Genomic DNA, 21,918 nt, shown 5'->3' on the forward strand with positions numbered 1-21,918 from the left:
TGGGGAACTGTACCCTTGGGCGGAGAGGAACACGCGGATGCCGAACGCATCGCTCAAGATCGATTTCGTGATGGAGGGCGTGCTCACCCAGATGCGCGCGGGGCAGCTGCGCGCGGGCGAGCGGCTGCCCTCCATCCGGGAAGAGGCCAAGCGGCTGGGCGTGGGCAAGAACACCGTGGTCGAGGCCTATCTGCGGCTCGTCGCGCAAGGTTACCTGCAGGCACGGCCGGGCGCCGGCTACTTCGTGGTGCGCGCGCCGGCGCGGCCGAGCGACGCAAGCCCGGCGCCGATCGCCGCCGCCTCGGACCGCGCCTCGCTGCTGACCGAGCAGCTGGACCGCCGGCTGCCGATCCGGCCGGGCGACGGCCGGCCGCCGCCGGACTGGCTCGAAGCATCGGAACTGCGCCGCCACTTGTCGTTCCAGCGCTTCCAGGAGGCGGACGGGTACAACTCCGCGTGGGGCTACCTGCCACTGCGCGAGCGGCTGTGCGGTGCCCTGGCCGAACGGGGGATCACCTGCCAGCCGGGCCAGATCCTGATGACGCACGGCGCCAACCACGCGCTGGACCTCATCATCCGGCGCTACCTGCGGCCGGGCGACGCGGTGCTGGTGGACGATCCCGGCTACTATCCGCTGTTCGCCAAGCTGGCGCTGGCGGGCGTCGAGATCATCGGCGTGCGCCGCCTGCACGACGGGCCCGACATCGACGACCTCACCGCCAAGGCCGCCCGCAGCCATGCCCGCATGTTCTTCACGCAGTCGCTGGCGCACAACCCGACCGGCGGATCGATCACGGCGGGCAAGGCCTATGCGGTGCTCAAGGCCGCGACCGCGCACGACCTCATGATCGTCGAGGACGACCCCTTCGCCGACATCCTGCCGTATTCGCTGCCGCGCCTCGCCGCGCTCGACCAGTTGGACCGGGTGATCTACCTGGGGACGTTCTCCAAGACGCTCGCCGCCAGCTTCCGCGTCGGCTACGTGGCGGCGGCGCCCCGGATCGCGGCGGAAATCAATGCGCTCAAGGTGGTCACCACCGTCGCGACCTCGGCCCATGACGAGCGGCTGGTGTTCCAGCTGATCGACCAGGGACATTACCTCAAGCACCTGCGCCGCCTGCGCTCGCGCGCGAGCAAGGCGACGCAGGAGACCGTCGAGGGACTGGAGCGCGCGGGCTTCCCGATCCGGCGTCCGGTCGGCGGGGGCTTCTACGTGTGGATCGACCTGCCGCCGCTGCTGTCGATGGACGCGATCGCGCAGGATGCGGCCGCGCGCGGCATCTTCATCGCGACTGCCAGCGCGTTCAGCACCGATCCGGCGATCGCCCCGGCCATGCGGGTCAACGTGGCATACGGCAACGATCCGCGCTTTCAGGACTGGATCAGGGCTTACGCTCCGGCGCAGTGATCGGCGGTCATTCCCCGGTCTTGTGCGCCGATCCCACGCCGCTGTCCTTGCGGCCGCTGCGCAGGACTTCGGCGCGCGTGCGGATGTAGTGGCGCAGGGCGTCGATCTGGTCGGACGTGAATTCGCCGAACTGCGGCATGCCCGCAGGCACCAGCGCGCCGTTCTTCACCACTTCGGCGAAGGCGTCGGCGCTGGGCGGGATCGGCGAGGTGCGCAAGTCCGGCGCGGTGCCGCCCGCGATCACCGAAGTGCCGTGGCACACCGCGCAGCGCCCGCCGAAGATGCCCTCCCCGCGCGCGGCCTTGGCGGCATCGGGCTTGAATCCGGGGTCATCGAAGGCGACCGCCTTGTAAGGCACCCGCGCGGGCAAGGTCGCCTTGCCGCCGATCGCGAAAGTCAGCACCCGGCGTGCCTGCGTGCGGTAATCGATGCCGTACTGCGCGAACATCGGGCCGAACAGGCCGACGCTGGTGCCGATCCCGGCGATCACCGTGACGTACTGCCTGCCGTTCACCCGGTACGTGATCGGCGGCGCCACCACGCCCGCACGCGCATCAAAGTTCCACAGCCGCTTGCCGTTCTCGGCGTCATAGGCGAAGAAGCCGCCGTCGGGCCGTCCCTGGAACACCAGGTTGCCGCCCGTCGCCATGATGCCGCCGTTGCCGTGCGTGGGCATCGGCAGCTTCCAGCGCGCCTTCTGCGCCACCGGATCCCACGCGACGAGCCAGCCGGTGACGTCCTTGCCCCCCGCGTCGATCGCGTAGCCGACGCCCGGCGACAGCGCCATGCCCTCCGCGAACTTGAAGTTCTCGCGCGTGATGCCGGTGTCGTCGAAATGGGCCTGCAGGTCGATCGCCGGGATGTATGTAAGGTTGGTCTTCGGGCTGTAGGCCATCGGCATCCAGCTGTGCGCGCCCAGCGGCGTGGGGCGGAACGAAGTCCTGCCGCTTTCGTAGCGCACGCCGGGGTTCTCGACCGGGCGACCGGTGGCAATGTCGATCTTCTTCGCCCATGTCACTTCGACGAAGGGCTCGGCCGAGATCAGCTTGCCGTCCTTCCGGTCGATCACATAATAGAAGCCGTTCTTCGGCGCCGTCATCACCACCTGACGCGGCTTGCCGTCGATGGTCAGGTCGGCGAGTTCCATATCCATCGCGGCGTTGAAGTCCCAGCTTTCGCCGGGGTTGATCTGGTAGTGCCACTTGTACTTGCCGGTCTTCGCATCGAGCGCGACGATCGAGCAGACGAACAGGTTGTCGCCCTTGCCCAGCGAACGGATCTTGTGGTTCCACGGCGCGCCGTTGCCGGTGCCGAGCAGGATCTGGTCGTTGGCCTTGTCGTACGTGATGGCGTTCCACACCGAACCGCCGCCGCCGTACTTCCACCAGTCGCCGTTCCAGGTCTTCGCCGCCATCTTCTGCGTCTCGTCCTCGAAGCCCTTCGCCGGGTCGCCGGGGACGGTGTAGAACTTCCAGAGTTGCTTGCCGCTGTCCGCATCGAAGGCGGTGACGAAGCCGCGCACCGCGCTTTCGTCCGAACCCGCGTTGCCGATGATGACCTTGCCGCCGAACACGCGCGGCGGGCCGGAGATGAACATCGGCGCGCCCTCCTCCAGCGTCTGCACGGTCCAGACGGGCTTGCCGGTCTTCTCGTCGAGCGCGATCAGGCGGCCGTCCTGCGTGGCGGTGATGACCTTGTGGTTCCAGTAGGCGACGCCCCGGCTGCCCCAGCCCTGCCGCAGCCGGATGCCCGAGGCTTCGGGGGCGTGGGGATCGTGCTCCCACTTCAGCTTGCCGGTGGCGACGTCGATCGCGCGCACCACCGAATAGCCGCTGGCGAGGTAGACCGTGCCCGCCACCTCGATCGGCCCGGTGGCGGGGTTGCCCGCGGGCAAGTCCACCGACCACACGAGGCCGAGATCCTTCACGTTGCCCGCGTTGATCTGCTCCAGCGGGCTGTAGTGCTGCTCGCCATAGGTGCGGCCGAAGGCCGGCCAGTCGTCGCCGTCGCTGGCATCGTCGAGCTGCCGCTCCCACCCCTCGGGCGCGCTTTTGCCCGTGAGCGCCTGCTGGTCCGACGATCCGCAGGCCGCGAGCGAAAATGCAGCCGCAATGGCGAACCCGCCGGCAAACCCCCGCGTCTTCATTGCGAGCGCAGCGAAGCAATCCAGGGCCGTGCGATGCTGCCCTGGATTGCCGCGCGGCTTCGCCGCTCGCAATGACGATTCAGGGAAAAATGCCCGCGCCATGGTGTCATTCCGCACTCGATCACCTCTCGTCGGGCACGGAGGTTCGTGCCCCCGTGCCTCATGGTTCAAAGATGGTCGCCGAACGACAGCCCGAGTTCGACGCCAAAGTAGCGCGGCGCGCCGAACTGCGAATTGAGCCACAGCCCCGCGACGTTCTGCGTACCGATGCGATAGCGCTTGTCGGTCAGGTTGCGGCCGATCACCCGCACGTAGTAACGGTCGTCCGCCTGCGCGAGCGTGATCGAGCCGTTCACCAGCGTGCGCGCGTTGAGGAAGGTGTTCCCCAGCGGATCGTCGATCGCCTGCGTGTTGAGGTTGCGCCCGGTATAGGCGACGTTGCCGTTCAGCGTCAGCTTGTAGTCGCTGCCCAGCGGCAGCGAATAGGCGCCGTCGAGCGTCCACTGCCACTTGGGCGCGCGGTCGAGCGGGGCGGTGGACAAGTCGTAGCCCGCGTTCTCGGCGGTATAGCTGTTGTACTTGCCGTCCTGGTAGCCGAGCACGCCGCGCAGCGTCAGCCCCTCGACCGGGCTGGCCGAGAGTTCCGCCTCGATGCCCTTGACGGTAGCGCTGGCGGCATTGACGAAGACCGTCACCTGATTGGGCTGGCCATTGACCTCGATCGGCACGTTGAGCTGCTTCTGCAGGTCCTTGTACTTCACGTAGAAGCCGGTGACGTTGAAGCGCAGCCGGTTGTCGAGGAACTGCGACTTGAAGCCCAGCTCGAAGCTGTCGGCCTGCTCCGGGTCGGTCGGGCGCGCGGCGGCGCGGAAGGCGTCGAGGTCGGTGCCGAAGGCCGCGAAGCCGCCGATCTGGTCGTTGAAGCCGCCGCCCTTGTAGCCGTGCGAATAGCCGCCGAAGACGAACAGGTCGTCGGTCGCCTGATAGCTGATGCTGGCGCGGTAGGTCGGCTCGCGCCACTTGCCCTTCACGCTGACGACGCCCGCCGGATAGTTGTAGACGCTGGCGTCGAGCGCATGGTCGATGGTGATGGTGGGATCGAACCCGCCCTCCAGCTGCGCGGCGAAGACCTGCTGGCGGCCGAGCCAGGTCTTGTCGTCCCAGGTGTAGCGGCCCCCGGCCGCGATCGTCAGCTTCTCGCCCAGCTTCAGCGTGCCTTCGAGGAACACCGCGCGCGATTTCGCCCGCTGCGCGTTGCACAGCACGTAAGGCGTGTCGTTCCAGTTGCCCGCCGCCGAGGGACCGGAGGTGAGGTCGAGGAAGCCGAGCAGCTGCGCCACGCAGAAGTCGATCTTGTCGCGCTGGTAGAAGCCGCCCGCCACGAAGTTGAACGGCCCCTGCAGGTCCGAGGCGAAGCGCAGTTCCTGCTGCCAGGTCTTGCGGTCGTCGTCGCGCGTCGCATCGAAGAACGAGAGGTACTGCCCGTCCTCCGCCACCGCCGTCGCGCCCGCGTAGGAATTGGGAATGCGCGAGCGCTGGCTGCGGTAGCCGGAAACCGACGTGATGGTGCCGATCCCGGTATCGTATTCGAGGTTGGCGTAGAACCCGTCCACCGAGATGCGCTGGCCCTGGTCCATGTACATCAGCCCGTCATGGCGCCCGGTATAGGCGGCGCGCTTGAGCGGATCGGTATCCTGCGCATTGGGATCGGTCAGCCCGAGCAGGTCGGTGACGAAGGGATTGTCGCCGGTGTAGAGGTAGTTCTCGTTCACGGAGGGGACCGAGTCCGAACGGTCGCGAATCCATTCGTACTGCAACAGCGCACTGAAATTGGGCGAAGGTTCGATCAAGAGCTTGGCGCGGGCCTGCCACACGTCCTTGCCGCCCAGCGTCTCGCCGCCGAGACAGCCCTCGGCGCCCTGGAACTTGTTGTCGACGAAGCCGGTGACCGGGCCGTAGCAGGCGCCGTTCTTGTAGTACCCGTCAGACTTCTCGTAACCGCCGACGAGACGGAACGCGGCGAAGTCCGAGATCGGCACGTTCATCGCCGCCTGCAGCTTGCGCTGGCCGAAGTCGCCATACTCGGCGCGGGCATCGACGCCCACGTATTCCAGCTGCGGCCGCTTGGTGCGCACGGTGACGACGCCCCCGGTGGTGTTCTTGCCGAACAGCGTGCCCTGCGGGCCGCGCAGCACTTCGACCTGGGCGATGTCGAAGGTGTCGAGCAGCTGCGTCTGCACCGAAGGCACCACGAAGTCGTCCACCAGCACCGCGACGGGCGGCTCGAAGTAGACGATGATCGAGGTCTGGCCGACGCCGCGCATGGCGAAGCTGGCGGCATTGAAGTTCGCGATCGTCGCCGCCGAGAAGTTCGGCACGAAGGCGGCGATGTCGCCGAGGTCGCGCGGTGACGCCTGCGCGATCAGGGTGCTGTCCACGGCCGAGACCGAGACCGGCGTGGACTGCAGGTCGGTGGCGCGGCGGGTGGCGGTGACGACGATCTCGGCAAGGCCGCCCGACGATTGCGGGGCTGCGGTGTCTGCGGTGGTGGTGTCCTGCGCGAATGCCGGCGCGCTTGCGAATCCGGCGACGAGCGCGAACGCGCAAGACGAGCAGTAAAGCTGCCTGGTGAACATGCCTCTCTCTCCTTAGGCCCCGCCATTTGGTTGCGGGTTGCCTTAAGGATTATCACGAAGACGGCGTTTGGCAATCATTCATGTATGTTTTTTTGATGTGGTGTTGCGGCGACATTGCAGCCGGCTGAAATCCCCTTTGTTTTCCCGTCACCCTGAACGTGTTTCAGGGTCAATCGTGCCGCCTTGCCCCCTGGTATGTGTCACCATCGGCGCCCTCGTTCAGTGGTCTCACGCACGCTGGCGGCCGAGAGATGGACCCTGAAACACGTTCAGGGTGACGAAGCGCAAAAACGAATCAACATGCATTCATGATTGTTTTTATCGGGCGATCGCCTATCCTCCCCAGGCACGCGCCGGAACAGGCGCGGCATCGGCAGAGACCAGCGGGGCGCGACTCGTTCCCCGCGCTGAAAGGAGAGACCGGCCCATGGCCTTCAGCTTCCTGTCCCGCTTTCGCGTCCGCGAGGACCGGCAGGACGACTTCATCGCCCTCGCCCGCCAAATGGAGGACTTGTCCCGCCACGAACCGGGCACGCTGGCCTACAAGTTCTTCCGTCTCGGCGAACCGGGCATGTTCGCGGTCCACGAAAGCTTCGTCGATGAAGCGGCCGACCAGGCGCACATGGACTATCCGCACAACCAGCCGCTGATCGCCAGGATCGTCGGCTGCATGGAAGGCACGTACGAGCGCGAGCTGCTCTACGACCTCGCCCCGCATGCCGCCCCTGAGGGGAGAGCCTGATGCCCGCCAAGAGCTTCATCGCCCAGCTGCGCACCCTTCCCGAAAAGCGCGCCGATATGATCGCGCTGCAGTCCGAACTCAAGGGCCTCGTCTTCGCGAACGAGCCCGACGCCCTCGTCTACGAACTGTTCCAGTCGGAGGCCGACCCGGACATGTTCCAGGTCGTCGCCACCTTCCGCGACGAGGCCGCCTACGAGAAGCACATGCACATCGATTTCCACGACCGGCTGGTCCCGCCGATCCTCGCCTGCGTGGCCGAGGACATGAAGCTGGAGTTCTACCGCTCGCTGCCGTGACGGGATATTGACATTTGTAACCACATGGGTTATATGGCCCAGCATCCGGAGCGGTGATGTACAAGTCGCTTTCGGTGTATCGGGTCGGCGTCGTGGGCCGGGATGCGGTTTCAAGCCGCAGCTGTGCAAACCACGCGCCCAACGAAGACCCGGACCGTCCTCTCGGCTCTGGAAACGTCCTTCGAACCGCTTTGTCCTTCTGGACAGACACCGCGAAGGCTATCCCGGATGACCCATGACCGCCAACGACGCGAACCCTAACGTCGGTCATACGGGACGGCTCCGATGGAATGCCAAGGTCGAGCCGGGCTGACCACCGCTACCCGGCCGCTCGTCAGAGCAGGTGGAACACAAACCCCCGCGTCCCGGTGAGGACGCTCCCGACGCCGACCCGATGTTCACTCTCGGTTGCGTTGACTTCCCCCGGCGTTAGGCCCGCACTCGCCAGCGGGCGTTTTCGTATGTCCAGTTCCTCCCCGAGCTTGTCTCGGGGAGGTGGCGCCGCCGAAGGCGGTGACGGAGGGGGAATTCCCAGCCTCCCCCCCCTCCACCACCCGCTGCGCGGGCGGTCCCCCTCCCCGAGACAAGCTCGGGGAGGGATTCATGGCTGCGGTATGGGGAACGCGGATCGGCACGATGCGAGGGACGTTCGTGCCCTGGCGCGGACGCAGGCCCGGGTCCTCGGGCGTCCGGAGGGCCGCCCGGTCGAGGAAGTCGCTGCTCATCAGAAGGCCGCCGGCATGGGCCGCCACTCTTGCCCGGCTCTCATGGGATGCCCACTTAGGATGGCAATCTTCCACGACTCGTGACACCTCGAAACCTGACGACTGGGCACCGGTAACGACAGACCGGCCTTGATCGCATCGCCATCCGAAGTATGCGCTGGAGGGACCATGATCTCCGCCCTCGACCTCTTCCGCATCGGGCTCGGCCCGTCCAGTTCGCACACCGTCGGGCCGATGCGCATCGCCGCACGGTTCCTCCAGGGGCTGGAGGACTCTGCTCAGACCGGTGGGGGCCAGACCGGCGGGTGCCAGACCGGCACAGCACGCCTCGACGCCGTCGCGCGCGTCGTGGTGCACCTGCAGGGCTCGCTGGCGCTGACCGGCGAGGGACACGGCACCCCGGACGCCTGCCTGATGGGCCTGCTCGGCCTGCAGCCCGAGACCGTGGACCCCGAATTCGCCCACGCCGCCGCCGCGCAAGTCCGCGCGACCGGGCGGATCGCTCTCCTCGGCCGCCGCGAGATCGCCTTCGATCCGGCGCGCGACCTCGTGCTCGACTTCGACCATATCCCGGACCTGCACCCCAACGGCATGGTGCTGGCCGCATTCGCGCAGGATGGCTCCGGAATCGCGCGGGCCGAGTATTTCTCGACCGGCGGCGGCTTCTTTTCCAGCCGACACCAGCTGGAGCAGCCCGCCGCCGACGACCGGGTGGCACAAGGCCCGCCGGTCCCCCATCCGTTCGGCTCGGGCGCGCAGTTGCTGGAAACCTGCGAGACGACCGGGCTCGACATCGCCGCGATCATGCTCGCCAACGAGGCCGCCCGCCGGCCCGAGGCGGAGACGCTGGCGGGGCTCGATGCGATCGCCGACGCCATGAACCAGTGCATCGAGCGCGGCCTCGCGCGCGACGGCCTGCTGCCGGGCTCGCTCAAGGTGCGGCGCCGCGCCCGGTCGATCCACCAGAGCCTGATCGCCCGCCCGCAGGACAACCAGGCCGAAACGCTGATGGACTGGCTCAACCTCTACGCGATGGCGGTGAACGAGGAGAACGCCAGCGGCGGCCGCGTCGTCACCGCGCCCACCAACGGGGCGGCGGGCATCATCCCCTCGCTGCTGCGCCAGTATTGCAGCGAAGGCCCGCGCGCGATCCCCGCCAAGGCGCACCGCTACCTGCTCACCGCCGCCGGGATCGGCCTGCTCTACAAGCAGCGCGCCTCGATCTCGGGCGCGGAGATGGGCTGCCAGGGCGAAGTCGGCGTCGCCTGCTCGATGGCGGCGGCCGGTCTCGCGGCGGTCTGGGGCGGCACCCCGGTGCAGGTCTGCGCGGCGGCGGAGATCGGCATGGAGCACAACCTCGGCCTCACCTGCGATCCGGTGGGCGGGCTCGTGCAGATCCCCTGCATCGAGCGCAACGCCATCGCCGCGGTCAAGGCCGTCAACGCCGCCAAGCTGGCCCTCCACGCCGGCGAGACCCCGCGCGTCTCGCTCGACCAGGTGATCGAGACGATGCGCCAGACCGGGCTCGACATGTCGAGCAAGTACAAGGAAACCAGCCAGGGCGGCCTTGCGATCAACGTGGTCGCCTGCTGAGTTCGGGGCGGCGTCTGCGATAATTGAGATCGCCCCCCTTTCGTCATTGCGAGCTTAGCGAAGCAACCCAGGGCGGCGCGCTGTTGCCCTGGGTTGCTTCGCTAAGCTCGCAATGACGAATACGTGCTACTCAACTCAGCGCGGCACGTCGCCCAGGATCTGCACGCGAAAGCCCGAGCGGACCTGCGGGAAGTAATCCCAGATCGCCGAGTGCTGCGCGCAGCGGTTGTCCCAGAACGCGATCGAGTGCGGTTGCCACGAGAACCGGCACTGGAACATCGGGTGCTGGACGTGCTGGAACAGGTAGCCCAGCAGCGCTTCGCTCTCGGCGCGGGGGATGCCTTCGATGTGGGTGGTGAAGCTCTTGTTGACGTAGATCGACTTGCGCCCGGTCGTGGGATGGGTGCGGATCACCGGGTGGCTGTTGCGCGGCAGCTTCATGCCCTCGGGCGTGATGCCGCCGAAGCCGGCGACGGCGTCATGCACCGCGGTCAGCCCTCCGAGGTGCGTCTTCATCCGGTCCGAGAGCGCATCGTAGGCGGCGTACATGTTCGAGAACGCGGTGTCGCCGCCGACCGGCGGCACCGTATGCAGGTAGAGCACCGAGCCCAGCGGCGGCGCGTCATCACAGCTCATGTCCGAATGCCAGTCCTCCCCGGCGACGAACGTGGAATCCGCGTCGGCATGGACGATCGTGACTTCCGGATGGCCGGGGGCCTGCCAGGGCTTGGTGCTCGGCGCGATGTGGATGCCGCCGAAGTAGTTGGCGAAGCGCTTGTGCGCCTCGTGGTCGATCGGCTGGTCGCGGAAGAAGATGACCAGACGGTCCTCCAGCGCGCGGTGCAGTTCGTCCACCACGCTGTTGGACAGCGGCTGCGTGAGGTCCACGCCCGACACGATCCCGCCCATGCCGGGCGTGAGCGGGGTTACCGTGATCGCCGAATAGTCCACTTGCTGCACTCCTTCCGGTTTCATTCCACTGGCCTGTTTCATTCCACTGGCCATTCGCTGACCAGCGGCAGCCCCGAACGGGCCAGTATCGCCTCTGCCATCGCCTGCCCCTCGGCCTGGAGCGCGGCCTCGTCGATCAGCGTGCAGCGCTGGTCCTCGACCACGCGCACCCCGTCCACCCAGACCGAATGGACCCCGCGCCCGTCGGCCGAGGCGACCAGTTGTTCGACCGGGTTGTTGAGCGGCACCCATTCCGGCCGCGCGAGGTCGTGCGCGACCACGTCCGCCTTCATCCCGACCGCCAGCGCGCCGATCGTATCCGCCAGCCCCATCACCCTGGCGCCGTTCACCGTCGCCATCTCCAGCGCCGCGTGTGCCGGGAACAGCGAGCGGTCCTCGCGCGCGTCGCGGAACAGCGAGGCCATCAGCGCCATGACGCGCATCATGTCGTGGTTGTCCGCCCCGTCGGTGCCGAGCGCGATGGTCACCCCCGCCTCCGCCATCTCCGGGAACAGTCCGTGCCGCATGGCGCCGTAGCCGCTGCGCAGCGACGCGTCGGGGCAGAACGTGACCCGGGTACCGCTGGCCGCGACCAGCGCCGCCTCCCGGGCATCGATGTGGACCATGTGGACGAGGTTGAGATGCGGTCCCAGCACGCCCAGGTCGGCGAGATGCTCGACCGGACGCCGCCCGGTCTCGGCGAGATACCAGGCGGCGTCGTCCGCCACCGGGCTCATGTGCGCGGAAATGCCGGTGCCGGTGCGCCGGGCGAGCGCGGTGGCCTGCCGCCACAGCGCATCGGTCGCGGTCATGTGGCCGATCAGGTTGGGCCAGGCGGCGATCCTGCGCCCGTCCTGCGGATAGGCGGCCAGATCGCGTTCGAGCGCGGCGCTGGCTTCGCGCGTCAGCGCCTCGGCATCGGCGGCGGGATCCCAGGCGCGATCCTCGGTCCAGCGGCCGATACGGGCGCGGATGCCGGTGCCCGCGATCGCGGCCATGACCTCGTCGAAGGCGATGATCGTCCCGGCCTCGATGAAGCTGGTCGTGCCGGTGCGCAGCATCGCCGCGACGGCGAGCCGGGCGGCGACCGCCTGCTCGGCGGGGGAATGGTCCTTGTAGAGCGGGATGACCCAGCGGCCCAGCGTCTCGTCGAACGGCAGGTCGCCCGGCACGAAGCCCCGGATCAGCGTCTCGGTGACATGGACGTGGGCATTGACGAACCCGGGCGTGAGCAGGAAGCGCGACCCGTCGATCACCGTGCGGGCATCGATCCCGGCAAGCTCGGCCGCCTTGCCCACGGCGACGATGGTGTCGCCGGCAAAGGCGACTGCCCCGTCGCGGATGACCCGGCGCCGCGCGTCCATCGTGACCAGGGTGGCGCCGGTGATGAGAGTGTCTGCCTGCATGCGGTCCCGCCGTGGTGATACGTGCAGACTAGCGTACGCGGACCTGCTGGCTTGTGCGAGCGCGACGGCTTTCTTGATGGATCGGCGTCGTCGCAATGACGAGGGGTCTGGTTCAATCTCCCGGCGGCACCGGCACCGCACACAGGCCCTTGTCGATCAATTGCCGCGCCGCCCGGAATAGCAGCGGCTCGTGACCGGCGGCGCTGATGAGCTGGATCCCCAGCGGCATCGCGAAGTCGCCCGCCAGCGGCAGCACCAGCGCCGGCAGGCCCATCAGGCTGATCGGCTGGGTATAGATGCCAAGGTGGCTGCGCGCCGGGATCGGCCGGCCCTCGAACGTCATCACCGGGTCCGCGATCGTCGGCGCGAAGCCGGGGGCGGCCGGGGTGAACAGCACGTCGGCCAGCTCGAACTGGCGGCGCAGGCGGGCCTGGATCCAGTTGCGGAAGCGCTGCGCGGCCAGGTAGTCGTCGCTCGGCAGCAGCAGGCCGGCCAGCAGGCGATCGCGCACCGGCGGCTCGAACTGCATCGGGTCTGCCTCCAGCGCCGGGCGGTGCAGGCTCGCCCCTTCCGCCGCGATGATGACCGAGGCGGCGGCGCGGGCGATCTCGGAATGCGGCAGCTCGAAGCTGACCCGGCCCAGCCGCGCCCAGAACGCATCCAGGGGCCCGCGCATTTCCTCGGCGATGTTGTCGTCGAACCAGCTCATCAGGCGGCCGAAGGAGATTTCGCCGCGCAGCGGTTCCTGCCGTTCGGGCGCGCCTTCGCGCAGGATCGTGCGCACGAGCGCGAGATCGTCGAGGTCGCGGCCCAGCGCGCCCACCACGTCGAGGCTGTCGACGAACGGATACATGCCGTCGCGCGGGAGGTCGCCGTACGTCGGCTTGAGCCCGATCACCCCGCAGAGCCCAGCGGGCACCCGCAGCGAGCCGTTGGTGTCGAAGGCGAGGCTGATCGGCACCACCCCGGTCGCCACCGCCACCGCCGAGCCGCCCGCCGCGCCGCCCGCGACGCGCGAAGGGTCGTGCGGATTGCGGGTGGTGCCGTAGCCGGCGTTCATGGTGACGAAGCCGTAGCCGAACTCGTCCATGTTCTGGGTGCCGATCAGCACCGCGCCCGCCGCTTCCAGCAGCGCGATGGCGCGCGCGTCGCGGCTGGCGAAGGCGGCGCTGCGCCGGGTGCGCGAACCGGCGGTGGTGATCTCGCCGGCGACGTCGAACAGGTCGGCCACGCCGAACGGAACCCCGGCGAGCGGACCGGGATCGAGCCCCGCCTCGACCAGCTTGTCGACCGCCGCCGCGCGCGCCAGCGCCCTGCGCCGCAGCAGGCGGGTAAAGCCGCTGCGTTCGCCGCCCAGCGCCTCGGCACGGGCGAAGGCGGCCTCGCACAGCTGCACGGCGCCGACCTGGCCACCGCGCACCCGCGCGGCCATGGCGATTGCCGAAAGCACGCTCATGCCTCGAACCGCATGGCGCTGGCGCTGCGCGGATCGAGCGCGAAGGCCCGCAGCGTGGCGACGTGGTCCTGCAGCACGATCAGGTTCGCGCAGACGCCGGGAACACATTCGTCCGGCGCGGAGATGCCGGCCTCGGCCATCCGCGTGCGCACGCTCTCCTCAGTGGGACTTGCGGCCTTCCCGCTGGTTTCGGCCACCGGCTGATCTCCCTTGCGCGCCCGGCCCCGTGCCGGGCGCCGGGGCAACCCTTACAGCCTTGCCCGAAGGCAGCAAGAGCGGATCAGATACTCACCCGAAGCGATAGGCCGAGATATCCGCCATCATCACGTTGTCGCCGAAGACCTTGCGGCCTTCCGAATCGTCTCCGGCCCCGGCGGCGATCATCAGCGGCAGCAAGTGCTCCTCGCGCGGGTGGGAGAGGCGGCCGGCGGGCGCCTCGGCCCAGTCGGCGAGCTGCGCCTCGCGCTCCGCCGGCGGCGCCTCGACCGCGCCGGTCAGCCACTGGTCGAACACGGCGGAGGGCCGCGTGGCCGCAGGCGTGCGGAAGCCGCGCATGTTGTGATAGCTCATGCCCGAGCCGACGATCAGTATCCCCTCCTCGCGCAGGGGCGCCAGCGCATGGCCGGCGGCCATGTGCTCGGCCGGATCGAGATCGGCCTTGAGCGAGAGCGGCACGACCGGGATCGTCGCCTCGGGATCGATCAGCAGGAAGGGCACGAAGACGCCGTGGTCGAAGCCGCGCGCCGGATCGGTCCGCGCGGGCAGGCCCGCCCCCGCCAGCAGGGCCACCACCCGCTCCGCCAGCGCGGGCGATCCGGGCGCCGGGTACTGGAGCTGATAGGTATGCGGCGGGAAGCCGTAGTAATCGTAGATCATCCCCGGCTCGACGGCGGCCGAGGCGGTGAAGGCCGGCTCCTCCCAGTGGCCGGAGATGACGACGATCCCCTTCGGCCTTTCCGGCAGCGTCGCGATCAGTGCCCGCAGCCAGGCCTCGGTCCTGTCCCAGGTATCGGCGGGGCCGCCCATGACCGACCAGTCCATGAAGAAGCACGGACCGCCCCCGTGCGGGATGAAGAACGTGGGCATCCGGGTCGAGGAAGCGGTCATTGCGGCCGTCTGAGCATTCATCTTGGCGAATCGTCCTTGCTTGCGTTCGCGAACGTGATCCTGGGCCCCTTCAGGCCGCTGCCTGCAAAGTCGGGATGCGCGCGGGCTTGCGCAAGCCTGCAGAGTTGATGCCCCGCGAAGGAATTGTTGCAGCGCGGCGATAAACGCTTGGGATCGCGGGCCCGGCGGCATTTACTCCGGCCAATCGAAATCCGGAGACCTTGCGCATGCCCACTGCCTCGACCCGACTTGCGATCGCCGCGACGACCGGCAACCTGGTCTGCGTGACCGCCGCGATCAGCGCGACGTTCGGCACCCTGCTGGTCCCGATCTCGCAAGACCTCGGCTGGTCGCGCGCGGCGGTGTCGGGGGTGCTGGGCCTCATCGCGGTGGTCGCGGCGGCGAGCTATCCGCTGATCGGCCGCACCATGGACCGCGTCGGCGCCCGCCCGCTGATCCTTGGCGGCAACGTGGCGCTGGGGCTGCTGATCGCCGGCCTCTCGCAGACCACCGGAAGTCTATGGCTGTTCTACCTGCAGTTCGGGCTGATCGGCCTCGCCGGCGCGACTTGCGCCTCGCCGATGATCGCCAAGATCGTCGCCAACTGGTTCGACGACCGGCGCGGGCTGATGCTGGGGGTGACCGCCGGCGTCGGCAACGGCGTGGGGGCGACGCTGATGCCGGTGGTGGCCGGGATCCTGCTGCCGGTCATCGGCTGGCGCGCGACTTACGGCGCGATCGGGGGCATCGTGCTGCTGGTGGGCATGCCGGTGATGTGGCTCTGGCTCCACGACACGCCCCAGGCGGCCGTCCGCAGGCGCGATGCGCCGGAGCGCGTGTTCGAGGGGATGACCCTGCGTCAGGCCGCCGCCACCGGCCGCTTCTGGGTGCTGCTGGTCGCGGTCGCCAGCGGCGCGGGGGGCATGACGGCGGTGTTCACCCACGTTGTGCCGATGATGACCGACCGGGGTTTCGGCCTTGGCGAGGCGACCGGCGTGGTGGCGACGTTCGCGCTCGTCACCGCCGCGTGGCAGGTGGTGACCGGAGCGCTGCTCGACCGGCTGCGCACGCCGCTGCTGGTGGTGCCGATGTATGCCGCCGCCATGGCCGGGCTGGCGCTGCTGCAGTTCGGCCACGGCAGCCTGGCCGCCACTGCGGCGGGGGTACTGCTCGGCATCGGCATGGGGGCGGAATACGGCGCCCTCTCGTATTTCTGCTCGCGCTATTTCGGGCTGAAGCATTTCGGCGCGATCAACGCGGTGCTCTACGCCGCCGTGATCCTCGCGCAGGGGCTGACCCCGGCGGCGATGGACCTGAGCTACGGCGCCACCGGTTCCTACGACGAGGCCGCGATCGCGATCATCGCCGTGCTGGGCGCGGGGATGGGGCTGCTGTTCCTGCTTCCCGGGATCGGGCCGGACGGCCGGGCACGGGTGCGCCGTACGGGAGCAGGCCCCACGGGCGAACTGGCGCTCGCCGCCGGCTGAACCGATCCGGGCTTGTACCAAGGGGGCCGCGGCGCCATCTGCGCGGGGGATGGCTTCCTCCCTCGACACCCTGCTCGGCGACATCCGCGCCTGCCGCCTCTGCGCCGACGCGCTGGGTTTCGAGCCGCGCCCTTACGTTGCCGCCAGCCGGACCGCGCGCCTGCTCATCATCGGGCAGGCGCCAGGAAGCCGCGTCCACGCCAGCGGCATCGGCTGGGACGACGACAGCGGCGATCGCCTGCGCGACTGGCTGCAACTCGACAAGGCGACCTTCTACGACAGCGCCCGCATCGCGCAGATGCCCTCGGGCTTCTGCTATCCGGGCAAAGCCAGCGGCGGCGACAAGCCGCCCCGCCCCGAATGCGCGCCGCGCTGGCATGCGCCGCTGCTGGCGCAGATGCCCGACCTGCGGCTGACGCTGCTGGTCGGGGCCCATGCCCAGAAACGCTACCTGCCGCGCGGCTTCGCGGGCAACCTGACGCAGGCGGTGGAGCGCTGGCGCGAGGCTCCGGAAGGGCTGTTTCCGCTCCCCCATCCCGCCTGGCGCAGCCGGCTATGGATGGAACGCCACCCGTGGTTCGCGCGCGACGTGCTGCCCGACCTCAGGCGACGGGTCGCCGCCGCGATCGGCTGAGGATCAGAACGTATAGGCCACGCCCGCGCCCAGAACCCACTGGTTCGCGCTGCCCCGCAGCGCGGTGAAGGGCGTATCCTTGCCGTCGTTCAGCATCCGCGAGTAATTGGCGACGCCGAACACCGAAAGGCCGCCGTCGCGCACGTCGCCCGACAGGTCGTAAGCCATCAGCAGCGAGGCATTGGCGCTGTCCCAGCCGCCCTTGGCGCCGTAGACGGGCAGGCCGCTCGCGGCGCTCTGGGCCGGGTTCACCGAGTAGTAATAGCGCGCGAAGTCGTCGTCGACGTGGCGGGCGCTGACCGCCACCACGGCCACCAGCGCCGGGCTCAGCGGGGTGGTGTAGCTGATCGCCGGGGACCAGACCATGCCCCCGTAGGCGCCGTTCACGTCCCATTTCACGTCGGCCGACAGCGTCAGCGAATCGTAGTCGTGCAGCAGCCTGTACTTGGTCACGCCGGCCGAGACGCCGACCTCGATCGCCGGATCGAGCTTGCCCGCCGCGCGCACCACCGGGTCCTTGATCCGGCGGGTGCGGTTGAGCGACACGGTCGCCACCGGGCCGAGCGAGAAGCCGATGCCGGAATCCTTGTCGTCGGGGATGAAGTCCAGCGCCACGCCGGCAATGCGCGGATTGATGTCCACGCCCTTGAACTTGCCGCGCACCAGCGGGATCGGCGATACGATATAGTCGTCCGAACCACGGTAGCTCGGCACGTAGACCGCGCCGACGCCGACCGTCAGGTAGTCCCCGTCCAGCACGTTCTCGGCAGGGGGCGCGTCGCTCGCGTTCTGGGCGAAGGCGGGAACCGCGGCGCAGGACAGGAGCGCGGCACCGGCCGCAAGCGCTATGGTGGAAACACGTAGTCGCATGAAATTTCCCTGAATGTTCAGGGAAGCCAACGCGTTGGTGACGGGAACGTTGCCGCGCCCGGTCGCCCGCTCAGCCCTTCTGGTCGGGAAGGGTCTCGTTTCCGTCGCCCAGGCGGCGCTGCATCAGGAACACGTCGATCCACTGCCCGTGCTTCCACCCGGCGGCGGTGAGCGTGCCCACCGGCAGGAACCCGGCACGGGCATGAAGCACGACCGAGGCCGGCTCGGACGCCGCGATGACGGCGAAGGCCTGGCGGAAACCGCGTGCCTCGCAGGCGTTCACCACCGCCTGGAGCAACGCGCTGCCGATCCCCCGGCCCAGGCTGTCCTGATGCACGTAGATCGTCGTCTCGACGCTGTAGCGATAGCCCGCGCGCGGGCCGTAGCGCTGGGCGAAGCCGAAGCCGAGCACACGGTCCTCGTCGTCGCGCATCACCAGGAACGGGTAGCCGTCCTTCATCAGCTCGCGCATCCGCCGCTCCGATTCCGCCACGTCGGGCGGTTCGGTCTCGAACGTCGCGGTGCCTTCCAGCACGTAGTGCGCGTAGATCTCGGCTATTGCGGCCGCGTCCCCCGACGCGGCGTCGCAAATTGTCAGTTGCCCTGTCATCGTCATCAACATGCAGTAAAGCGAGCCCTCTGCCAAGTTGCAGCAATCGTTCGCAGTCCCTAGACATCGCCCCGATGCAGCGAAATTCCGGCGATCCGGCCTCATGTGACCTGGCGATTCTCGGCGGCGGCCTTGCCGGCGGGCTGATCGCGCTCGCCTTCGCGGCGCGGCGAGCGGACTTGCGCGTCATGATCTTCGAGCGCGGTGAGCGGCTTGGCGGACGGCACGTCTGGTCGTTCTTCGCCAGCGACCTGCCCGAAGGCGGCGAGGCGCTCGTGGCCCCGATCGTCGCCGCGCGCTGGGACGGCTACGAGGTGCGCTTTCCCGGCACCCGGCGGCAGCTCAGGACACCCTACCGCAGCGCGACGGGCGCCAGGCTGGACGAGGCGGTGCGCGCCGCCCTGCCCGGCGACTGCATCGTCACCGGCGCCGAAATCGCGGGCGCCGACGGGGCCGGCGTCACTCTCTCGGACGGGCGGTACTATCCCGCCACCGCGGTCATCGACGCACGCGGCAGCGGCGGCCTGTCGCACATGGCGGGGGGCTGGCAGAAGTTCCTCGGCCAGACGCTCCGGCTCGCCGCGCCGCACGGGCTGACCCGCCCCGTGGTGATGGACGCCGCCGTCGCGCAGATCGACGGCTACCGCTTCGTCTACTGCCTGCCCTTTTCCGACACCGAGGTCTTCGTCGAGGACACCTACTATTCCGACACCCGCGACATCGACGCACCGGCGTTGCGGGCCCGGATCGCCGACTATGCCCGCGCGCAGGGCTGGCAGGTCGATGCCGTCGCCTACGAGGAAACCGGCGTCCTTCCCGTCATCGCCGAGGGGGATTTCGAGGCGTTCTGGCATGAGGGCGGCGCCCTGCCGCGCGCCGGAACCCGCGCGGCGCTCGTCCATCCGCTGACGTCCTACTCGATTCCCGATGCTGTAAGATTCGCTCTTTACCTGACCAGCCTCGACAACCTGTCCACGCCCGCCCTATCAGGGATCAGTCATGACAGGGCCGCACAGCACTGGCGCAGGGGGCGCTTCTACCGGATGTTGAGCCGTATGCTTTTCGGCGCCGCGAACGGGCCCGAGCGCTGGCGCATGCTGGCGCGCTTCTACACGCTGCCCGAAGGGCTGATCGAACGGTTCTACGCAGGCCGCTCGACCCCGCTCGACATGGCGCGGGTGCTGGCCGGAAAGCCGCCGGTGCCGGTGGGCGCGGCGCTCGCCAGCCTGACCGGACGCGGGCGTCCGCTGGCTGATCTGGGAGCCGTATCGTGAAGAAGGCCTGCGTCATCGGCGCCGGTTTCGGCGGCCTTGCCCTCGCGATCCGGCTCCAGAGCAGCGGCATCGCCACCACCCTGATCGAGGCGCGCGACAAGGTGGGCGGCCGCGCCTACTCCTGGCAGCGCGAGGGCTTCACTTTCGATGCCGGCCCCACCGTCGTCACCGACCCCGAATGCCTGCGCGAGTTGTGGAAGCTCTCCGGCCACGACATCGCCGACGACGTGACGCTGATGCCGGTCATGCCGTTCTATCGCCTCAACTGGACCGATGGTGTCACTTTCGACTACTCGAACGACGAAGGTTCCCTGCGCCGCGAGATCGCCCGCGTCGCCCCCGGCGACCTTGCCGGGTACGAGGAGTTCGAACGCTACGCCGCCGGGGTCTGGCAGGAAGGCTACGTCAAGCTGGGGCACGAGGCGTTCCTCGACTTCTCCAGCATGATCAAGGCCGCGCCCGCGATGATGCGCTATCAGGCGTGGCGCTCGGTCTATTCGATGGTCTCGCACTACGTGAAGGACGAGCATCTGCGCCAGGCGCTCTCGTTCCACACCCTGCTGGTCGGCGGCAACCCGATGAGCACCAGCGCGATCTACGCCCTGATCCACAAGCTGGAGAAGGACGGCGGCGTGTGGTGGACCAAGGGCGGCACCAACAAGCTGGCGCAGGGCATGGCGAACCTGTTCGAGCGCCTCGGCGGCACGCTGCGCGTCGGCGACAAGGTCCGGCAGGTCCACACCATCGGCGATCAGGTCACCGAAGTGGAATGCGAGAGCGGCTGGCGCGAGCGCTTCGACGCGGTCGCCTCCAACGGCGACCTCATGCATACTTACGCCAGCCTCCTCGGCGACACGGTGCGCGGCAAGGAGATGGCGAAAAAGCTCACGAACAAGAGCTTTTCGCCCAGCCTGTTCGTCGTGCACTTCGGGCTGGAGGGCACCTGGCCCGGCATCCCGCACCACACGATCCTGTTCGGCCCCCGCTACAAGGGCCTGCTCGACGACATCTTCGAGCATGGCGTGCTGCCGCGCGATTTCTCGATCTATCTCCATCACCCGACCGTCACCGATCCCTCGATGGCGCCGCCGGGCAAGAGCACCTTCTACGCGCTCGTCCCCGTCGCCCACATGGGTAAGCTGCCGATCGACTGGGCGGAAGTCGGCCCGGTGCTGGAACAGCGCGTGATCCGCGAAGTCGGCCGCCGCCTGATCCCCGACATCGAGGACCGCATCGTCACCCGCTTCCACTACGCCCCGCCCGATTTCGAGGCGGACCTCGGCGCGTGGAAGGGCAATGCCTTCAGCCTCTCGCCGATCCTGACGCAGAGCGCCTTCTTCCGCGGCCACAACCGCGACGACAAGCTGAAGAATCTCTACCTCGTTGGCGCGGGCACGCATCCGGGCGCGGGAATTCCCGGCGTCGTCGGCAGCGCCAAGGCCACCGCCAAGCTGATGCTGGAAGACCTCAGGTGAGCCGGGAAGTCCACGCCCTCAATGCCGCATGGGGCTGGACCGGCGTGCACTTCGCCGAGGTCGTCGCCCACAGCCTGATGGGGCACATGCTCGTCACCGACGATGCGGGCGCGTTCCATTACGTCGATCCCGATCTCGGCGAAGTCACCCCGCTCGGCACCGAGGCGGAGGCCAGGGCGCACATGGCCCTGGACGAGACGAAGGCGATCTGGCGTGCGGACGCCCTTGTCGATGCGGCGGTAAAGCGGCTAGGGCCTCCCGCATTGGGCGAGGTCTACAGCCTCACCCCGCAGGCGCTCGTCGCCGGGGACTATGCCCACGAACATCTGGTGCGGATCGATCTGGTCCGCCTCATCCAAATCACGGGTGACCTCGCCCGCCAGACGCGCGATCTTCCCGAGGGCGCGCTGGTTAATATCAAGGTAGTTGACTGACATGAAGCGTCTCGCCGTCTACTGCGGCTCCGCCACTCCCGCCGATCCCCGCTACGTCCAGCTCGCCGCGGACGTCGGCACCGCGCTTGCCACGCAGGGCATCGGCGTCGTCTACGGCGGCGGTCGCCTCGGCCTCATGGGCGCCGTCGCCGGTGCCGCGCTGGCAGCAGGCGGCGAGTGCATCGGCGTCATCCCCGAAGCGCTCACCGGCAAGGACGGCAAGGGCGGCGAAGTCGCCAACTACGATTGCGAACTGACGATCGTGAAGACCATGCACGAGCGCAAGGCCAAGTTCACCGAGCTGTCCGACGGCTTCCTCGTCCTGCCCGGCGGCGTCGGCACCATGGACGAGCTGTGGGAGGCGGTCAGCTGGGCGCAGCTGGGCTATCACAACAAGCCGGTCGGCGTGCTCAATGCCTTCGGGTTCTACGACGGGCTGCTGGCGTTCAACCGCCACATGGCCGAAGTCGGCTTCGTACGCCCGGCGCACCAGGGTATCCTGCTGGCCGATACCGAACTGGCGCCGCTGCTCGACCGCATGCACGCGCACCAGCCGATCGTGCCGATCGTGAACATGGACCCGAACACGCTGTGATGCACGTGGCCTGCCGTTCGGGCGAGGGAGGGCTTGTCCCCCCCTCGTTCGTCATTGCGAGCGTAGCGAAGCA

The 21,918-nt window shown here is 68.7% G+C and carries 19 protein-coding genes; 10 read left to right on the forward strand and 9 right to left on the reverse strand.

What is annotated here, in order from left to right:
- Positions 1-37 precede the first annotated feature (37 nt).
- The gene (locus V2S85_RS03255; RefSeq protein WP_330701441.1) at positions 38-1,408 is read left to right on the forward strand and encodes a PLP-dependent aminotransferase family protein; all 1,371 of its coding nucleotides are present in this window, start codon (positions 38-40) and stop codon (positions 1,406-1,408) included.
- A gap of 7 nt (positions 1,409-1,415) precedes the next feature.
- Here the strand turns inward: V2S85_RS03255 and V2S85_RS03260 are convergent, their stop codons facing one another.
- Together V2S85_RS03260 and V2S85_RS03265 are read right to left on the reverse strand one after the other, a co-directional pair.
- The gene (locus tag V2S85_RS03260; RefSeq protein WP_330701442.1) at positions 1,416-3,554 is read right to left on the reverse strand and encodes a PQQ-dependent dehydrogenase, methanol/ethanol family; all 2,139 of its coding nucleotides are present in this window, start codon (positions 3,552-3,554) and stop codon (positions 1,416-1,418) included.
- 167 nt (positions 3,555-3,721) lie between these two features.
- Entirely contained in the window at positions 3,722-6,190 is a 2,469-nt protein-coding gene (locus V2S85_RS03265; RefSeq protein WP_330701443.1) for a TonB-dependent receptor, read from the reverse strand.
- 427 nt (positions 6,191-6,617) lie between these two features.
- Here V2S85_RS03265 and V2S85_RS03270 point away from each other — a divergent pair, with 427 nt between their 5' ends.
- The 3 genes from V2S85_RS03270 to V2S85_RS03280 all read left to right on the forward strand — a co-directional run bounded on the left by V2S85_RS03270 (position 6,618) and on the right by V2S85_RS03280 (position 9,546).
- On the forward strand, positions 6,618-6,932 hold the full coding sequence (locus V2S85_RS03270; RefSeq protein WP_330701444.1) for a putative quinol monooxygenase: 315 nt from the start codon (positions 6,618-6,620) through the stop codon (positions 6,930-6,932).
- Positions 6,932-7,228 carry a putative quinol monooxygenase gene (locus V2S85_RS03275; protein ID WP_330701445.1) on the forward strand — a complete coding sequence of 99 codons (297 nt, stop codon included), beginning with the start codon at positions 6,932-6,934 and terminating at the stop codon, positions 7,226-7,228. Before V2S85_RS03270 ends, V2S85_RS03275 begins: the two co-directional genes overlap by 1 nt.
- A gap of 893 nt (positions 7,229-8,121) precedes the next feature.
- On the forward strand, positions 8,122-9,546 hold the full coding sequence (locus V2S85_RS03280) for an L-serine ammonia-lyase (RefSeq protein WP_330701446.1): 1,425 nt from the start codon (positions 8,122-8,124) through the stop codon (positions 9,544-9,546).
- A gap of 135 nt (positions 9,547-9,681) precedes the next feature.
- Here V2S85_RS03280 and V2S85_RS03285 read toward each other — a convergent pair whose 3' ends face one another.
- The 5 genes from V2S85_RS03285 to V2S85_RS03305 all read right to left on the reverse strand — a co-directional run bounded on the left by V2S85_RS03285 (position 9,682) and on the right by V2S85_RS03305 (position 14,487).
- A complete protein-coding gene (locus V2S85_RS03285; protein WP_330701447.1) occupies positions 9,682-10,521 on the reverse strand; it encodes a TauD/TfdA dioxygenase family protein in 840 nt (279 codons plus the stop codon).
- A gap of 14 nt (positions 10,522-10,535) precedes the next feature.
- Complete coding sequence (locus tag V2S85_RS03290) at positions 10,536-11,903, reverse strand: amidohydrolase family protein (RefSeq protein WP_330701448.1); 1,368 nt, start codon at positions 11,901-11,903, stop codon at positions 10,536-10,538.
- Positions 11,904-12,015: 112 nt separating this feature from the next.
- Positions 12,016-13,359: an AtzE family amidohydrolase gene (locus V2S85_RS03295; RefSeq protein WP_330701449.1), complete on the reverse strand. Its 1,344-nt coding sequence runs from the start codon at positions 13,357-13,359 to the stop codon at positions 12,016-12,018.
- The gene (locus tag V2S85_RS03300; RefSeq protein WP_330701450.1) at positions 13,356-13,556 is read right to left on the reverse strand and encodes a hypothetical protein; all 201 of its coding nucleotides are present in this window, start codon (positions 13,554-13,556) and stop codon (positions 13,356-13,358) included. The genes V2S85_RS03295 and V2S85_RS03300 overlap by 4 nt, the downstream gene beginning before the upstream one ends.
- Before the next feature lie 91 nt (positions 13,557-13,647).
- Positions 13,648-14,487 carry a class III extradiol ring-cleavage dioxygenase gene (locus V2S85_RS03305; protein WP_330701451.1) on the reverse strand — a complete coding sequence of 280 codons (840 nt, stop codon included), beginning with the start codon at positions 14,485-14,487 and terminating at the stop codon, positions 13,648-13,650.
- A 206-nt stretch (positions 14,488-14,693) separates the two neighbouring features.
- Between V2S85_RS03305 and V2S85_RS03310 the strand changes: the two genes are divergently transcribed.
- Positions 14,694-15,953: an MFS transporter gene (locus tag V2S85_RS03310; RefSeq protein WP_330701452.1), complete on the forward strand. Its 1,260-nt coding sequence runs from the start codon at positions 14,694-14,696 to the stop codon at positions 15,951-15,953.
- 49 nt (positions 15,954-16,002) lie between these two features.
- Positions 16,003-16,587: a uracil-DNA glycosylase family protein gene (locus V2S85_RS03315; RefSeq protein ID WP_330701453.1), complete on the forward strand. Its 585-nt coding sequence runs from the start codon at positions 16,003-16,005 to the stop codon at positions 16,585-16,587.
- A 3-nt stretch (positions 16,588-16,590) separates the two neighbouring features.
- Here V2S85_RS03315 and V2S85_RS03320 read toward each other — a convergent pair whose 3' ends face one another.
- Both V2S85_RS03320 and V2S85_RS03325 read right to left on the reverse strand, forming a co-directional pair.
- The gene (locus tag V2S85_RS03320; protein WP_330701454.1) at positions 16,591-17,457 is read right to left on the reverse strand and encodes a MipA/OmpV family protein; all 867 of its coding nucleotides are present in this window, start codon (positions 17,455-17,457) and stop codon (positions 16,591-16,593) included.
- 70 nt (positions 17,458-17,527) lie between these two features.
- Positions 17,528-18,073, reverse strand: a complete 546-nt coding sequence (locus V2S85_RS03325) for an N-acetyltransferase family protein (RefSeq protein WP_330701455.1) — start codon at positions 18,071-18,073, stop codon at positions 17,528-17,530.
- Positions 18,074-18,141: 68 nt separating this feature from the next.
- Here V2S85_RS03325 and crtY point away from each other — a divergent pair, with 68 nt between their 5' ends.
- From crtY to V2S85_RS03345, 4 genes are read left to right on the forward strand one after another with little or no spacing between them, the layout of a single operon-like run.
- The gene (crtY, locus tag V2S85_RS03330; RefSeq protein ID WP_330701456.1) at positions 18,142-19,341 is read left to right on the forward strand and encodes a lycopene beta-cyclase CrtY; all 1,200 of its coding nucleotides are present in this window, start codon (positions 18,142-18,144) and stop codon (positions 19,339-19,341) included.
- Positions 19,338-20,816 (forward strand): phytoene desaturase, encoded by a 1,479-nt coding sequence (locus V2S85_RS03335; protein WP_330701457.1) that lies wholly within the window; start codon positions 19,338-19,340, stop codon positions 20,814-20,816. Before crtY ends, V2S85_RS03335 begins: the two co-directional genes overlap by 4 nt.
- Positions 20,813-21,250 (forward strand): hypothetical protein, encoded by a 438-nt coding sequence (locus V2S85_RS03340; protein WP_330701458.1) that lies wholly within the window; start codon positions 20,813-20,815, stop codon positions 21,248-21,250. The genes V2S85_RS03335 and V2S85_RS03340 overlap by 4 nt, the downstream gene beginning before the upstream one ends.
- 1 nt (position 21,251) lies before the next feature.
- Positions 21,252-21,845, forward strand: a complete 594-nt coding sequence (locus V2S85_RS03345) for a TIGR00730 family Rossman fold protein (protein ID WP_008829805.1) — start codon at positions 21,252-21,254, stop codon at positions 21,843-21,845.
- Positions 21,846-21,918: the final 73 nt, after the last annotated feature.

Source organism: Novosphingobium resinovorum (genome assembly GCF_036352595.1).
GTDB classification, from domain to species: Bacteria; Pseudomonadota; Alphaproteobacteria; order Sphingomonadales; family Sphingomonadaceae; genus Novosphingobium; species Novosphingobium resinovorum_B.